This is a genomic window from Rothia sp. L_38, assembly GCF_050689125.1.
Taxonomy (GTDB): Bacteria; Actinomycetota; Actinomycetes; order Actinomycetales; family Micrococcaceae; genus Rothia.
This window is the reverse complement of the sequence record NZ_JBOEQD010000002.1, coordinates 75,820-92,207: the sequence shown is the minus strand read 5'-3', so window position 1 is coordinate 92,207 and position 16,388 is coordinate 75,820. Positions and strand designations below refer to the sequence as shown.

At 58.5% G+C, this 16,388-nt stretch carries 12 protein-coding genes; 3 read left to right on the top strand and 9 right to left on the bottom strand.

Features of this window, described 5'->3' with window-relative positions:
- Positions 1–139: 139 nt before the first annotated feature.
- The 9 genes from ACRCJM_RS01720 to ACRCJM_RS01680 form a co-directional block, all read right to left on the bottom strand.
- Complete coding sequence (locus ACRCJM_RS01720; protein ID WP_237196639.1) at positions 140–1,633, bottom strand: DUF1846 domain-containing protein; 1,494 nt, start codon at positions 1,631–1,633, stop codon at positions 140–142.
- Positions 1,634–1,743: 110 nt separating this feature from the next.
- Positions 1,744–2,118, bottom strand: coding sequence for a hypothetical protein (locus ACRCJM_RS01715; RefSeq protein ID WP_237199268.1), 375 nt, complete (start codon positions 2,116–2,118; stop codon positions 1,744–1,746).
- Positions 2,119–2,235: 117 nt separating this feature from the next.
- Entirely contained in the window at positions 2,236–2,964 is a 729-nt protein-coding gene (locus tag ACRCJM_RS01710; protein ID WP_431463560.1) for a glycerophosphodiester phosphodiesterase family protein, read from the bottom strand.
- 193 nt (positions 2,965–3,157) lie between these two features.
- Positions 3,158–4,429 (bottom strand): PLP-dependent aminotransferase family protein, encoded by a 1,272-nt coding sequence (locus ACRCJM_RS01705; RefSeq protein ID WP_431463559.1) that lies wholly within the window; start codon positions 4,427–4,429, stop codon positions 3,158–3,160.
- 2 nt (positions 4,430–4,431) lie between these two features.
- The gene (speB, locus tag ACRCJM_RS01700) at positions 4,432–5,451 is read right to left on the bottom strand and encodes an agmatinase (RefSeq protein ID WP_237209801.1); all 1,020 of its coding nucleotides are present in this window, start codon (positions 5,449–5,451) and stop codon (positions 4,432–4,434) included.
- Between the two features lie 386 nt (positions 5,452–5,837).
- Positions 5,838–6,770, bottom strand: a complete 933-nt coding sequence (locus ACRCJM_RS01695; RefSeq protein ID WP_237233678.1) for an aldose 1-epimerase family protein — start codon at positions 6,768–6,770, stop codon at positions 5,838–5,840.
- Between the two features lie 8 nt (positions 6,771–6,778).
- Positions 6,779–8,113: a galactokinase gene (galK, locus tag ACRCJM_RS01690; protein WP_431463558.1), complete on the bottom strand. Its 1,335-nt coding sequence runs from the start codon at positions 8,111–8,113 to the stop codon at positions 6,779–6,781.
- 12 nt (positions 8,114–8,125) lie between these two features.
- Positions 8,126–9,250 (bottom strand): galactose-1-phosphate uridylyltransferase, encoded by a 1,125-nt coding sequence (gene galT, locus ACRCJM_RS01685; protein ID WP_237242632.1) that lies wholly within the window; start codon positions 9,248–9,250, stop codon positions 8,126–8,128.
- Positions 9,247–10,017, bottom strand: coding sequence for a DeoR/GlpR family DNA-binding transcription regulator (locus tag ACRCJM_RS01680; protein ID WP_237186317.1), 771 nt, complete (start codon positions 10,015–10,017; stop codon positions 9,247–9,249). Before ACRCJM_RS01680 ends, galT begins: the two co-directional genes overlap by 4 nt.
- A gap of 246 nt (positions 10,018–10,263) precedes the next feature.
- Between ACRCJM_RS01680 and ACRCJM_RS01675 the strand changes: the two genes are divergently transcribed.
- From ACRCJM_RS01675 to ACRCJM_RS01665, 3 genes are all read left to right on the top strand, one after another.
- Positions 10,264–13,329 (top strand): glycoside hydrolase family 2 TIM barrel-domain containing protein, encoded by a 3,066-nt coding sequence (locus tag ACRCJM_RS01675; RefSeq protein ID WP_431463557.1) that lies wholly within the window; start codon positions 10,264–10,266, stop codon positions 13,327–13,329.
- A 27-nt stretch (positions 13,330–13,356) separates the two neighbouring features.
- On the top strand, positions 13,357–14,766 hold the full coding sequence (locus ACRCJM_RS01670) for an MFS transporter (protein WP_237186320.1): 1,410 nt from the start codon (positions 13,357–13,359) through the stop codon (positions 14,764–14,766).
- Positions 14,767–14,969: 203 nt separating this feature from the next.
- Positions 14,970–16,388, top strand: a complete 1,419-nt coding sequence (locus ACRCJM_RS01665) for a sodium:solute symporter (RefSeq protein WP_431463556.1) — start codon at positions 14,970–14,972, stop codon at positions 16,386–16,388.

Here is a 16,388-nt window from a genome sequence, read left to right as displayed (position 1 = left end):
AACACACCCACCACCTTCGTATACTTGGCCACACCAGCTAACCCGCAGACCTTAAACAAGGACGCCGCCACCCGCTTTCCTGCCTCAGGGCAGGGGCGCGGGTGGCGGCGTCCTTACTCAGAAGCCCTACCGGGGAAGCCTAGCGCTTCTGGTAGAGAGCCTTCTTCTGGAACTTGGGGTCAGAGGTGACCAGCATGCCCAGGGAGCGGAAGATCCCCTCGTCCACCGAACCCAAAATGGTGGTGGTGTGCACATCAGCCCCACGCAGGTTCTTAATCTGCTCAAGGGCGGCGCGGGCGTCCTCGTCGTGGGCCGCAGAGGTTGAGAGGGCAATCAGTACCTCGTCGGTGTGCAGGCGGGGGTTCTGGCTACCCAGGTGCAGGGTCTTCAGGCGCTGGATGGGTTCCAGGGCCTCGTTCGACAGCAGGTGCTTGTTGTCGTCCAGGCCAGCCAGGTGCTTGAGCGCGTTGAGCAGGGCAACAGCCGAGCAGCCGAGCAGGTCGGTGGTCTTACCGGTGATGATGGTTCCATCTGCCAGCTCGATCGCCGCACCGGGGGCACCGGTAGTTTCTTCGCGCAGGCGGGCGGGGGTAACGACCGGGCGGTCGGTTTCCTTGATACCGGCCTTGGCCATCACCACGGCAGCGCGGTCCGACTGGGTGGAATCCAGGCCGCCGCGGGCCTCGTCCACCAGGGCCTTGAAGTAGCGGCGAATAATCTCCTGCTCAGAGGCATAACGGCAGGCAGCATCATCGGTGATGCAGTTACCGGCCATGTTCACGCCCATGTCGGTGGGCGACTGGTAGGGGGTAGTGCCGGTCATCTTCTGCAGCAACACCTTGAGCAGCGGGAAAGCCTCAACGTCGCGGTTGTAGTTAACGGTGGACTCACCGTAGGCGGTCAGGTGGAAATGGTCGATAACATTAGCGTCATCGAGATCAACGGTCGCAGCCTCGTAGGCCAGGTTAACCGGGTGTTCCAGGGGCAGGTTCCAGATGGGGAAGGTCTCGAACTTGGCGTAGCCAGCCTTCACGCCGCGCTTGTTCTCGTGGTAGACCTGCGACAGGGCGGTTGCCAGCTTGCCGGAACCGGGGCCGGGAGCGGTAACAACCACCAGGTTACGGGTGGTTTCCGCGAACTCGTTGCGGCCCAGGCCGTCCTCGCTCACAATCAGGTCGGTATTGGTGGGGTAACCGGGAATGACGCGGTGACGCGAAACCTTCAGACCCAGGCGCTCCAGGCGCTGCTTGAAGGCAACGGCCTTGGCGTTGTCGTCCTCCATCTGGGTGAGCACCACGTGCTCGACCAGGAAGCCGCGCTCACGGAAGACGTCGACCAGGCGGAGCACGTCATCTTCGTAGGTAATGCCCAGGTCAGCGCGGATTTTGTTGCGCTGCAGGTCCTTGGCGTTGAGGCAGATGAGGATCTCTACCTCGTCGCGGATTTGCTCCAGCATCGCGATCTTGTTGTCGGGTGTGAAGCCGGGCAGCACACGGGAGGCGTGCATGTCGTCAAAGAGTTTGCCACCCATTTCGAGGTAGAGCTTGCCGCCGATTTCTTCGCGGCGCTCCTGGATGTGTCGAGACTGCATCTCGATGTACTTCTCACGGTCAAAGCCAATTTTGTTCACCATGGAATTCAAGCCTATCAAGCCCAAGGGTGCGGACGCTCGCGCCCCGACCGCGTGGCGGCGGTGAGGGCGGGCACGTACAGTACCCCGGTGGAATTTACTGCACGCTTTCTCTAGCTGTGGGTCAGTTGGTTAACTCTCTGATTTGATAGGCCGAGCAGCTTTGCCGTTTCTTTTTGGTTATACCCGCGGTCAAGAAGCCCTTGCACGGTCTGCCGAGCCAGCCGAGCCGCAATAGCTTGCTCCTCACGAGCTTTACGGTCGCGCTCTTTTGAGCCTTCCCAGATAATCCTGATATCTGCGGGCATGATGTAGTCAATGAGCAACCTGTAGCTACCGGGCTTCTGCTCGGTCACCAGCTCAATCACTTCCTGGGCAGCGCGCTCAACATCATCAAGTTTGGCAGCTTGGCCTGCGCTGTCGAGGCTAGGGATATCAACCAGCCACCAGCGTCCATCCTTACGGGCTGTTGCTTTAATTTCTTGCATTTTTCTACCTCCAGTCATGAGCCTCAGGCGGCAGTATTTTAATAAGCTTCTATCGCTTGCTCATTTTTAAAATCTACACCCCCTTGATTGAAAAATCAAGGGGGTATAGATTACTGATTACTCTAGGTGCAACAGCCGCTCGGGGTAGTCGGTGAAGACGCCGGTGGCGCCCCAGTTTTTGAGCTCGTTGGCGCGGGCGGGGCTGTTGACCGTCCAGACGTTGACCTCGTACCCGGCTTCGCGCAGAGCGCGGACGGTAGCGCGGGTCAAGCCCCGGTCTTCCAGGTGGGCGGCGCTGGCGTCGATAAGTTCTAGAACGGAGCGCCAGTCGGGCTGGAACATCTCGGTGACGAAGAGGGCCCCCACCGCATACTGCGGGGCGCGGCGTTTGAACTCGGCCAGGAGCAGGTGGTTGAAGGAGGAGACGATCACCTCCCGCCCCGGTTGCAGGCGGGCCAGCTCTTCAATGACCCGGTCAACCAGCAGACGGGAACGCTCTGCCCCCTGTTCGTTAGATTTCAGTTCGATATTGAGGTTGAGCCCGCGTTCATTGGCCAGCTCAATCAGCTGGGCCAGGGTGGGCACCGCCTCCCCTACCGTGTCGGGCGAAAACCAGGCACCGGCGTCCGCCCCGGAAAGCTGCTCGGCGGTGTAGCCGTAGAGGAGGCCGGTGAGGTTGGTGGTACGGTCGAGGTCGGTGTCGTGCAGCAGGACGGGCGTGCCACAGGCGGCAATGTCAACGTCGGTTTCGACCCAGGTCGCGCCGGAGTCAGCGGCGGCGATAAAGGCGGCGAGGGTGTTTTCAGGGCGGGTTCCGGACGCCCCGCGGTGAGCAAAAATACGCATGGCACCAGTATGGGGCAGGGAGGTTAACGAAAGGTGCCCCATCGTAGGCCTCTGTGCAGGTTTCTTGGCGTGTGTGCAGGGAAAACTCTGCACACAGCCTTAGAACCCTGCACAGACGAATGCGACCTCTTTTCCCGCGCGGGTGACGCTTGAACACCCGCTCGGGAAAAGAAGTCGCATTCAACCAAGAGCTCTAGCCCTTCAAAACCTCAGCAAGTCTCTTCACACCCTCGGTCAGGGCGTCCGGCTCGATGGCTGAGAAGGCGATGCGCAGCTGGTTGGCGCCGGGGTTGCGGGCGACCCCGTCCTCACCGACTACCGGCTCGTAGAAAGCCGAGCCGGGAATAAAGGCCACACCGGCGTCGATCGCGGGGGCGAGGGCGTCCGTCGCGTCCTCATACTTGCCACCGGCAGGCAGGGTCAGCCAGGTGAAGAAGCCGCCCTCGGGTACCGTCCAGGTGGTGCCTTCGGGCATGTACTTCTCGCAGGCGTCCAGCACGGCCTTGCAACGGGCCTCGTAGAGGGCGGCGGTGGCGCGGGTGTGGGACTCCCACAGACCCTCGCTCATGAAGCCCAGCACCAGGCGCTGCGAGAGCACCGACGGGCAGATGGTCACAGCTTCGCCCGCAATCTGCAGGAACTTACGCACGCGGAAGGGGGCAACCATCCAGCCCACGCGCACGCCGGGCGAGAAAACCTTCGAGAAGGAGCCCAGGTAGAGCACGTTCTCGGGGTCAAGCGAGTAGAGGGAGCGGCGGCGTTCCCCGGTGAAGGAGAGCTGGCCGTAGGGGTTATCCTCAACGATCAGCACGTCGGCTTCACGGCAGACGCGCACCAGCTCGGCGCGGCGCTCGTCCGACAGGGAAATGCCGGTGGGGTTCTGGAAGTTAGGGATGGTGTAGAGGAACTTGACCTGCTTACCCTCAGCCCGAATCGCCTCAATAGCTTGGGCGACGGCGGCGGGGTCGAGGCCGTCCGCGTCCAGGGGTACCTGGCGGACGTCCGCCTGGTAGCCCTCGAAGACGCCCAGGGCGCCGGTGTAGGTGGGGCCCTCTGCCAGGATTACATCGCCGGGGTTGACGAAGAGTTTGGTGGCCAGGTCCAGGCCCATCTGGGAGCCCGCGGTCATCTGAATGTCATCGACCGCCGGGCGGGCACCTTCCGATTCCATGAAGTCGCACACCAGCTCGGCCAGGGCTTCAAGGCCGGCACCTGAGCCGTACTGCAGGACTTCCAGGCCCTCTTCTTCGATAATGCGGGCGCTCATAGCCCCAAGTCGGTCGAGGGGTAGCAGGTCTAGGTCGGGGTTGCCGCCTGCCAGGGAGATAATGCCGGGGCGCATGGCCACCTCGAAGACGTCGCGCACAGCGGACGGGCGGAACCCGGCGGCGCGGTCAGCGAAGTGGCGCATAATGCGGGCTTCGGCAGGGTTGGCTTCGGCCAGTAGGGCTGCAATCTTGCTCATGGTTACTCCTTGCCACCGTAGGTAATATCAGCGACGCCGGACGCCGGGGAGGTCGGCTCAGCACCCACACCGGCAGCGTGGAGGGAGATGAGCTCGTAGACGGTGTGGGCGGCGGCGATGCCGGTCAGTTCGGCATGGTCGTAGGCCGGGGACACTTCCACGACCTCGGATCCCACCAGGTTGAGCCCGCGCAGGCCGCGCAGAATTTCCAGCAGCTCACGCGAGGTGATGCCGCCTGCTTCGGGGGTGCCGGTGCCGGGGGCGTGGGCGGGGTCGAGCACGTCGATGTCGATGGAGACATAGAGGGGCTTATCGCCAATGCGCTCCCGCAGGAGCTCAACGACCTTCTGCACGCCCAGGTAGTAGACGTCCGCGCTGGTGACGATGCCAAAGCCGAAGCGGGCGTCGTCCTCAAGGTCTTCGGTGCCGTAGAGGGGGCCGCGGGTGCCTACGTGGCAGAGGGCGTCGGTGTCGAGCAGGTCTTCTTCGAAGGCGCGGCGGAAGGGGGTGCCGTGGGTGTATTCGGCGCCGAAGTAGGTGTCCCAGGTGTCCAGGTGTGCGTCGAAGTGTAGTAGGGCGATTTTGCCGTGCTTCTTGGCCAGGTTGCGCAGGTTGGCGAGCGCTATGGTGTGGTCGCCGCCGATGGTGACCAGGCGGGCGCCGTCCTTGGTCAGTTCGTGGGCTCCTGCCTCGAACATGGCGAGGGCTTCTTCGATGTTGAAGGGGTTGCCGATGATGTCACCGGCGTCGGCCACCTGGGCTTCCTTGAAGGGGGAGATGTTGGCAGCCGGGTTGAAGGGGCGCAGTAGGCGGGAGGATTCGCGCACGTGGTTGGAGCCGAAGCGGGCGCCGGGGCGGTAGGAGACGCCAGAGTCCCAGGGCATACCGGCCACGACGATGTCGGCTTTCTCGACCTCGTCCAGGCGGGGCAGGCGGGCGAAGGTGGCAAGGCCGGCCCAGCGGGGTACTTCGGCGGCGTTGACGGGGCCGACGCGTTCGACGCCGTCGGCTCCGGTGGCGATGACGCGGTTGGGGTCAGCTGAGAAGAAGGCTTGAGTCACGGGTTCTCCAGGGGTAGGACGCGGGTAGCTGGCTTAGTGCGCGGGGCAGGTTGGGTGCGGGCTAAGCCCGGGGCTAGTGTGGCCGGGCGCACTAGAATCGCTACCACTATAACCCGCCTGCGGGGCAGCGGCGGGGCAGGTTCTCCAGCTGGCAGACATGCTCTACCGATACTTATTCAGGTGCCGGTAAAGCTATGCCAAACTGCCAGGGGGACCCGGGCGGGGGCAAGCGTCCTTACCGCTCAGGGCGGGGGCGGGGGTGCATAAATTTGCAGCAGGGCGGGCATAAAAAATATGAGGGCACTATGGCGCAAAGTCCCACACTTTTATATGCAGCCGGTTTGCCCCTAGTCTTCTTGGATTCGCCACCAGCTGGTGTGGCTTTGGTGTGGTTCTAGTTCAATGAGGTCTGTGCCGCTGTTGAAGGCGTTTGCGGGGGCTGTCATGGGTTCAGCAGCAAGGGCTCGCCGCTGAGTTCCGTCTGTATAGAACTGCAACCATTCGATACCGTCTCCGATTGTTAGTCGGGTGGCTTCACCGTTGGGAGCGGTGAGGACGATGTGTGCTTCTCCAGCAGTTTTTTGGATTCCTCCAAAGGCGTGGTCGAGATTTATGCCCTTGAGGGGGAGTGTATCTGCGAGATTGAGGTCTTCGGTGAGGGGGAGTTCCTGGGTGGGAATCATGGATTCGTTGACCTTGAGGTAGGTAGAGACAGGAGCAGTGAGGTTCCATGAGTCGACTGCGCCGGGGGTTTCCTGTTCTGTGCCTGCCATGAGGTAGGGGTGTGCGCCGAGGGCGTAGGGGGCTGTTGTTTCTCCAGTATTGAGTGCGGTGAAGGTTGTGGTGAGCCCTTGGGCGGTGAGGGTGTAGGTTGCGGTGAGTTTGAGGGGGAAGGGGTAGCCGGGTTGGGGTACTAGGTGGAGATTGGCAGTGACTGATGATGAGTCGGGGGTGTTAATTGCTTGGTTGAGTTCCCAGCGGGTCCAGTCAGCGAGTCCGTGGATTGCATTTCTAAGGGTGGGTTCATTGATGGGCAGCTGATACTCGGCGCCCTTCCAGGTGTATCGGCCTTCTGCTATGCGGTTGGGCCAGGGGGCGAGGAGGGCGCCTCGGGCGGCTTCTCGTATTTTGTGTGGTGGGGCGGGGAGTACGAGCTGGCGCCCTTTGGGGGAAGTAAGCGATGAGAGGTTTGCACCGACTTCGGTAATTGTTGCTTGGTAGCCGGAGTGTTTGAGGGTGACTGCGGCTCCCTGTGGCTGGTTCTGGGTGGAGGTGGACATGAAGGGTCTTACTCCTTCTCCGCGGATCGGGAGGGGGTGGCTACCAAGAACTCTGGGGGGTTGAAGCCTTCACGGTCGAATGCTTCTGCAACTGCTTCAGCGAGGTTCGTCAGGTTTTCAGTAGGAACCAGTGCAATAGCAGAGCCACCGAAGCCACCTCCTGTCATGCGGGCTCCTAGTGCTCCTGCTTCGCGGGCGGCGTTCACTGCGGTGTCTAGTTCGGGGCATGAGACTCGGTACTGGTCACGGAGGGAGTCGTGGGAGGCGTTGAGGAGTTCACCGAGCTTTTCCCATACGTCATCGGCTGGTGAGTTTACGCTGTCGAAGAGGGCGATACATTCTTCAACGCGGGCAATCTCGGTCCAGACGTGGCGTATGGCATCACGGATTACTGCCCGGTCTGTTCCGTCGGGCAGGTTGTAGGAGTCTACGTTGTTATCCCACTGTTCGATGAGTTCTTGGGCTTCTTTGAGGGTGGGGGTTCCCTGGAAAGCGTCTCGGAGGTGGTTCACGCCCAGGGCTTCGCGGGCAACCTCGGTTGCTACCCGTCGGGCGGCGTATTGCCCGTCGGAGAGGTTGTGGTAGGCACAGGTGTCTATCACGAGTACGGAGAGGTTGGCTGAGGCGACATCGATGGTAAGAGGGCGGGTGGAGAAGTCGCGGCAGTCGATGGCGAGGACGGAGCCTTCTTCTGCACGGAGGGAAATTGACTGGTCCATGCCCCCTGTTGAGGCCCCTGCGATGTCGTTTTCTGCTTGGATACAGGCTGAGGCCAGTGCGGCACGTCCCTGGTCGGTGCTGGCGAGAAGTTCTCTAGTGGGCTGTTGGGCGGTTAGCAGGTCGTCAACGCCGAGAGCTACAGCGCACTCTAGGGCAGCTGATGATGAGAGTCCTGCACCCAGGGGGACGGAAGAGTCGATGGCGATGTTGGCGCCGAACCCTTCCGGCGAGAAACCAGCAAAATCGCCCTGCTTTTGCTGTTGCATAGCCCAGGGAACACCTGCAACGTAGGAGAGCCAGCCAGAGAGGGGCTGGGTGCCCACCTCAGCAAACTGAACGGTTTCAGTATTGTTATCAGGGGCGGTTGAACCGGCATCACCCTGAGCGGTGACTGCCGTAATTTTTCCGTCTTGGCGGGGGGTCATTGCTACGAAGGTGCGTTGGGGGAGGGCAAAGGGAAGGACGGTGCCACCGCAGTAGTCGATGTGTTCGCCCAGAAGGTTGACGCGCCCAGGGGCTGAGTACACTCCATAAGGGGCTTCCCCAAAGGAAGTATAGAAGCGGTCTTCGACGTTCTTGCGGAGTGTCTGTGCAGGTACGGTGTTCTTCCAGATAGCAGGCATGGTGTGTTTCCTTTATACGTCAGAAGCAAGTTCTTTGAATCGGGTGGCGATACGCTCGGGTGTGGTGTCAGATACCCACGCGGCCATAGCGGATTCTGAGCCAGCCAGGTATTTCATCTTTCCGGGGGCACGCAGGAGGGAGAAAACGTGGAGGTACATGCGTGAGACGTTTTTTCCGCCGATGACGGGGGCCTGGTGCCAGGCTGAGATGTAGGGGAGTTTGTCTACCCCTTCGAAGAATTTGTCGAGTCGATGCAACAGGTCTAGGTACAGCTCGGTGAGTTCGTCTTTTTCTGCTTCGGTAAGTTCTGTGAAGTCACGAACCGGGCGTTTGGGCATGACCATAAGTTCTACAGGCCACTTGGCGGCATACGGTACATACGCCACAAAGGAGTCGGTTTTCCTAATGATTCGTTCTTCTGCTGCAAGTTCCGCAGCGAGAACATCTCCCAGGAGGTCTCCACCGGTTTCTGATGCCCATGCGTCTGCTCGCCGTGCAACAGAAGCTGTATAGGACGGCATGTAGGGGTAGGCGTAGATCTGACCGTGGGGGTGGGGCAGGGTTACACCAATTTCTTCTCCACGGTTTTCGAAAGGAAAGACCTGTACGACTCCGTCGAGGGCTGAGAGCTCCTTGGTGCGGTGGGTCCAAGCTTCTACAACGGTGCGTGCCCGTTCATAGCTGAGGGAGCCAAAAGAACCGTACTGGTCTGAGGTGAAGCTGATAACCTCGCAACGGCCGCCTGGTGTGGTCTCCTTGAAAAGGGGCTCGTCTCGGAGGGTCTCTAGCGGCCCTTGCAGTGAAGGGAAACGGTTTTCAAAGACAACAACGTCGTAGGATTCTTCCGGGATTTCACCGGGTACGGTTCCTACGCCAGCAGGTGCCAGGGGGTCCTCATCAGCAGGCGGCAGGAAGGTTCGGTTGTTGCGGTGAGCGGCGATAGCAATTGATTCGCCGGTCAGAGGGTCGGTACGCACGCAGGCAGCTTCGTGGGGAGGCAGAGTGCGAGGTTCCAGGGGGCGGGTATCGCGGATGGTTCGGGTTTTCCGGCCTGAGACGTAGGGTTCAGAGTCATCGAAGAAGATGATTTCTCGCCCGTCTGCGAGGGTTCCTTTAGTAACTTTTACGTTGGTCATGCGGTAATCACCTTAGCTACGTTGTCGGATAGGAAGTTGTGTCGTTCCTGGGTGAGTTCGTCGGTGACGACGGTGTTGATGTCTGCCCAGGAGGCAAACCGAGATAGCCCAGCCACATTCCATTTACTGGAGTCGAAAACAGCCACGGTGTCGTGGGCGTTTGCGATAAAAGTTCTGTTAGTACTGGTCTCGTTCATGTTGGGGGTGTACATGCCTTTCAGAGTCACCCCGTGAGCACCCAGAAACAGAACATCGATGTTGAGGTTTGCCAGGGTTGCGTCCGCAAGCGGTCCAACGAAGGCGTCAGAGGGTGTGCGCTCACCGCCGATAAGGAGCACTTTGGGCTTGTTCTTTGTATCAGCTAACCCGTGGAAGAAGTCAGAGACGGGGAGGGAGTTCGTGACGATGGTGAGGTTCTCAAGCTCTGTGCGGGCAGCTATTTCTTGGGCAAGGCGTGCGCTGGTTGACCCTCCGCCGATTGCAATTGATTGGCCGCTTCGGACTAGCTGGGCTGCGGCCTTTGCAATTTTTGCTTTCGACTCTGCGTTGAGCGTGGTCTTCTCAGCAAAGATTGGCTCATGGGTAGATTCAGAGATAGTTGCACCTCCGTGAACCCTGCTCAGTAACCCCTGTTCTTCTAGTTCTGCCAGGTCACGGCGAATCGTCATCGCAGATACATTCAGCAGGCCAGCCAGATCTTGGACCTGAACAGTGCCTTTTTCCTGTACTTTTGCAACGATTGCGTTGTGGCGTTGTTGAGCCAGCACTTAAACCTCATTCCGGTTGTAACGACTTCTTCTAAACTGAACAATATCAAACAAAAACAAGCATTTCCAGAGCTGAAACATGCTCAAAATGAGTCTTTTGAACAAAAAGGAACGATTTTTTGTTCAGATATCTACAAAAAGCAACAATCTTGAACTAATATGAACACCGTAGGGCTTGAACCTCAGCCCTCTCGATAGCAACAGGACCCGAGGTTCAGCCAATTCCATCAGGAAGGACAAGAGAGCATGTACCCCACCAAGCACCACGAGAGCCTCAACGTTCTCCACGAGAACGTCCTCGCCCCCCGGGCCTACTACGTCCCTGCCTCCCATGACATGGGCCCGCTGGTGAACAATCGTGAGTCCTCCGACCGCTTCCTCAACCTCAATGGAACCTGGCAGTTCACCTACTTCAACGACGATTCCGAACTACCACAGGACTTCTACACTGCCACATACGCCCACACCGACGCGTCCCCCATCATCGTCCCGGGCGCCTGGCAAACCCAGGGCTTCGACGCCCACCAGTACACCAACTTCAAATACCCCTTCCCTCTTGACCCACCCTTCGTACCCCACGAAAACCCCTGCGGTCTTTACACTCTAGACTTCCAGTACACCCAGGATCAGCAGGCCCCGCTCGCCCACCTCACCTTTGAAGGCGTTGATTCATGCTTCTACCTCTGGGTCAACGGAAGCTACATCGGCTACAGCCAGGTATCCCACGCAAGCAGCGAATTCGACATCACCGAATACCTCACCAACGGCTCAAACCGCCTCACCGTACTTGTCTACAAGTGGTGTGATGGCTCCTACCTCGAAGACCAGGACAAATTCCGCATGAGTGGCATCTTCCGAGACGTCTACATTCTCAGCCGCCCCCGCCACGCCCTCTACGACTACTTCATCACCACCAACCTCAACGAAAAAACCAGCGACGCGACCCTCAACATCGCGGCACACTTCCTCAGCCAAGAAACACACACCACACTCACCCTCACCAACGCTGAAGGCGAAGAGGTAGCAAGCTCCACGCTCACACCCAGTGCTGCCAACCCCAACTTCACTCACTCAGCAACCCTTCATATCCCTAACGCCCACACCTGGAACCCAGAAAACCCCTACCTCTACACCCTCCACCTAAAAACCCAGGACGAGGTCATCACCGAACGCGTGGGCGTCCGCACCATTCGCATTGAACACAATGTCATCCTGCTCAACGGCAAGCCCATCACCTTCCGCGGCGTAAACCGCCACGACTCCGACCCCGTCACCGGCCCAACCGTGGACTACAACCACATCAAACGCGACCTCGGACTCATCAAACAGCACAACTTCAACGCTATCCGTAGCAGCCACTACCCCAACTCCCCCTACTTCTACCAAATGTGCGATGAGTACGGGTTCCTCGTCATGAGCGAAGCCGACAACGAAAGCCACGGCACCCAGGTCCAGTACCTCGAAGATGGCTCCTTCGACAACCAGGTAAATCACTGGAACGAACGCATCTCAGACAACCCAGAATGGACTGAAGCAACACTCGACCGTGTCCAGCTCTGCGTGCTCCGCGAAAAGAACCGCCCCAGCATTGTCTCCTGGTCAGCAGGTAACGAATGCGGCTACGGCGTTACCCTCGAAGAGTCCCTCGCCTGGGTCAAGTCCTACGACACCACCCGAATCACCCAGTACGAAAGCGCCTACTACGACGACAAAAAGCGCCGCTACGACTACTCCAACATCGACCTCTACAGCCGCATGTACCCGCCCTTCGAGGACATCGAACAGTACCTCAACAGCAACCCCAATAAGCCCTTCCTCCTCGTCGAGTACGCCCACGCTATGGGCAACGGCCCCGGCAACCTCGAAGACTACTTCCAGGTCATCGACCAGAACCAGGCAATGTGCGGCGGCTTCGTTTGGGAATGGTGCGACCACGCCATCTACGCTGGTACCACCGAAAATGGCACACCCAAATACCTCTACGGCGGCGACCACGGCGAAGAAGTACACGACGGAAACTTCTGCATGGACGGCCTTGTCTACCCCGACCGCACTCCCCACGTTGGTCTCCTCGAATACCGCAACGTCTACCGCCCCCTCAGAGTCGTCTCCTTCGACACCGTATCCGGCTCCCTCACCCTCAAGAACTACCTTGACTTCACCGACGCACAAGAAGCCATAGAACTGAAATACACCTTCAGCCAGGACGGCATAGAAGTAGCATCAGGCACCTACCACTTTGAGCAGGCATTCCTCCCCCACCAAGAAACCACCATTAACCTTGAGGCACCTTCGCTCACCAGCGGACGCTGCTACCTCCACATCGAATACATTCTCAAGAAGGACCTCCCCCTACTTCCCACAGGCCTCTTCCTCGGCCGCGACGAAGTACCCGTCCACACCATCAACCCCACCCATGCCAAGGCACTAGATATTCTGGGCACCACCAACAACGCACAGAACCTCGCTGTAACCGAAACAGGTAAGCACTACACCGTCCAAGGCGATGGATTCACCTACACCTTCAACCGACGAACCGGTGTATTCGACCAGCTCTCCACCAAAGACCACAACCTCCTCACCCAGCCCATGAACATCAATATCTGGCGGGCACCCACAGATAATGACATGTACATCAAACTCAAATGGGCAGAAGCGCACTACCACCAGGCCTACTCAAGGGTCTACACCAGTGGATACACGCACACCGAAAACGGTGTCACCATCTCCTGCACCCTGAGCATGGTAGCCCCCACAGTGCAACCCATCTTCACCGGCACCGTCCTCTGGAACATCACAAACGACGGAAAAATCACCGCTCGATTCAACATCGAACGCGCCCCAGAATTCCCCGATCTCCCCCGCTTCGGAGTTCGCCTCTTCCTCGACAAGTCTTTTGCCGATGTTGAGTACTTCGGCATGGGTCCCTATGAAAGCTACAGCGACAAACATGAAGCAAGCTACCACGGCACCTTCCAATCTTCCGTCGAAGATCTCCACGAGGACTACATCATGCCGCAGGAAAACGGTAGCCGATTCGACTGCGACTACGTCCACCTATCAAGCCCCCACCATCAGCTCTCTGTAGCCTCCGAACACCCCTTCTCGTTCAGTGCCTCCCACTACACGCAGGAAGAGCTGACGAACAAAAACCATAATTTCGAGCTGGTCGAAGCCGACTCAACAGTCCTCTGCCTCGACTACGCCCACAACGGAATCGGGTCTAACAGCTGCGGCCCCGAAGTCTTAGACGAGTACAAACTCAACGCACAAAACATCAACTTTGGTTTCACTCTCGCCCCCACCCTATAGCGCGAGAAACAGGCAAAAGGTAACACAATGAAAGAAACAAAATACCTGAAATGGTACAACGTAGTAGGTTACGGTTCCGGCGATGTCGCCGGCAACGTGGTCTACGCCTTCCTCGCATCATTCGTGATGATTTACCTTACCGACACGGTAGGACTCAACCCAGGAATTATCGGCACCCTCATTCTTGTCTCCAAGATTTTTGACGGCGTTTCCGACCTCTTCTTTGGGGCAATGATCGACAAAACCAACACCCGCATGGGTAAAGCACGCCCCTGGATGCTCTGGGGCTACGTCGGCTGCGCCGCAATGATTATCGCCATCTTCGCGATTCCGCCATCACTCGGTGATTTCGCCCAGTACGCCTGGTTCTTCATCGCCTACACCCTCCTCAACGGCGTGTTCTACACCGCCAACAACATTGCCTACTCCGCACTCACCTCACTCATCACCAAGAACGGTAACGAGCGCGTACAGATGGGTTCAACCCGCTTCATGTTTGCGTTCGGCACCAGCCTCCTCATTCAAAGCATCACCGTTCAAGGCGTCGAAATGTTCGGCGGCGGCGCAGAAGGCTGGCGCACCATCGCCATCATCTACGCCCTCATCGGCCTCGCCGTCAATACCCTCTCCGTCTTCTCCGTCAAGGAGCTCCCCAAATCAGTCCTTGAAGAAGAAACCCAGGCTATCCCCATCATTCACGAGAGGAACAACCCTGTTCCCGAGAAGTACAGCTTCAAAGAATCCCTCGGCCTGCTCGGAAGCAACAAGTTCTATCTCCTGATTCTTGCAGTCTTCCTGCTCAACCAAATTTTCAACACTACACTGAGCATGGGCATCTACTTCATGACCTATATCCTGGGTGATGCCAAGCTCCTCGGCCCCTTCGCCTGGGCTATCAACGTCCCCCTCATCATTGGCCTGCTCTTCACCCCCATCGTGGTGAAAAAATTCCAAGGCATGTACAAAATCAACGTCATCGGCTACATCATCGCGTTCGTTGCCCGCGTTCTTGTAATCGTGGCAGCCTACATGGGCAATATCCCCCTGATGCTGGTCTTCTCCGGTATTGCCTCCATCGGAATGAGCCCCCTCCAGGGCACCATCAACGCACTCATCGCTGAAGCCTCGGAATACACCTTCCTCTCCAAAAAGAAGAGGGTAGATGGAACCATGTTCTCCGCAACCTCACTGGGTGTCAAGATCGGTGGCGGTGTAGGCACTGCGCTCGCTGGCTGGCTACTCGCTTTCAGCGGCTACGTCGCTAACGCACCGGAGCAATCAGAATCTGCACTACAGATGCTCTACATCATGTACCTATGGATCCCGGCAGCGGTCAACCTCATCATTCTTCTCCTGCTCACCCAGCTTAAGGTGGAGAAAGCCAACAAGGAACTAAGGGAAAACGCACCTATCAATTACACGGTGCTCGATAGGTAAAAGTATTCTGCTGAACCCCAAAAGCGTTGCACGCCATTCCCCTGGCGTGCAACGCTTTTATGCGGTTATTAGGTATTCCTCGTATCGAGGTCAGCGGGGAATCTACAAACGCCTTCCTAGGCTCACCAACAATTTCTATATGTGACAACCATCGCGTATGCTACATCACGACCTTAAAGCCGTATCACCACGAAAGGCGACCCATGAACCTCGCCATTATCCTGCTTTACCTCGGTGCCCTCGTTTTCTTCGGGTACCTCGGCAAGCGCCGCGCCAACAGTACCGAAGACTTCCGTGTTGCCGGGCGACGCCTGGGCCCGCTCCTTTATACCGGCACCATGAGCGCGGTAGTGCTGGGCGGGGCCTCAACCGTGGGCGGTGTGGGCCTGGGCTACACCTATGGCCTGTCAGGCATGTGGCTGGTCGTGGCTATTGCGGCGGGCGTTCTACTACTCTCCCTAGTCTTTGCGCCCATTATCTCGCGGCTCAAGATCTATACCGTCTCGCAAATGCTTTCCCTACGCTATGGGGTACGAGCGACCCAGGTTTCTTCTATCGTCATGCTGGCATACACCGTCATGATTGCAGTGACATCCACAGCCGCCTACGCTTCAATCTTCCGCGTGATGTTCGATATGGATCGCACCTGGGCTATTCTTCTTGGCTCCCTGGTGGTCATTGGTTACTCGCTACTGGGCGGCATGTGGTCCATTACCCTGACCGACATGATGCAGTTCGCGATTATGACCGTGGGCATGTTCTTGCTGATGCTGCCCTTCTCGCTAAACCAAGCTGGCGGCTGGCAGGGCCTCACTGAACGGTTGGACGCCGAGTTCTTCCAGCTAGGTTCTATGGGCATGAATTCGATTATTACCATGTTCGTGATTTACACCCTGGGCATTTTGGTTGGCCAGGACATCTGGCAGCGTGTCTTCTCAGCCCGCTCCCCCGAGGTCGCCCGCTGGGGCGGTGCGAGCGCTGGTATCTATATCGCCCTCTACGGCGTAGCCGGTGCGGTGATCGGTATGGCGGCTGCGGTGCTAGCTCCTCAGCTTGAGAGCCAGGACGACGCCTTCGCAGCTATTGCGCAGAATTACCTGCCTGCGGGTGTGGGAGGGGTTGTCTTGGCCGCCGGTGTGGCTGCCATGATGTCAACGGCGTCGGGCGCCCTGATTGCTTCTGCCACCGTAGCCCGTGTAGATGTAATTCCCTTTATCACCGGGCGTCCTGCACTTGAGGAGGGCGAGGAAACCGATGCCGCCCTTAAGGCTGACCGCCTTTACCTGCTGGTACTGGGCGTGCTGGTTACTTTTATCGCTATTTTCTTGACCGATACCGTCACCTCTTTGACCATTGCCTACGACATCCTGGTGGGCGGCCTGATGGTTGCAATCCTGGGCGGCCTGGTGTGGAAGCGCGGCACCGGTATGGGTGCGGCGCTTTCTATGGCGGCAGGCTCCCTGGTAACCCTAGGGTGCATGCCGATCTTTGGCGTGCTGGCGAACGAACCGATTTACTACGGTCTGGCAGCGTCGCTGGTGGTCTACGTGGTTGCTTCACTTGCTACTAAGCCCACCGCACCCGAAGTCATGAGGGCATGGCAGGAACGGCTGAATAGCTAG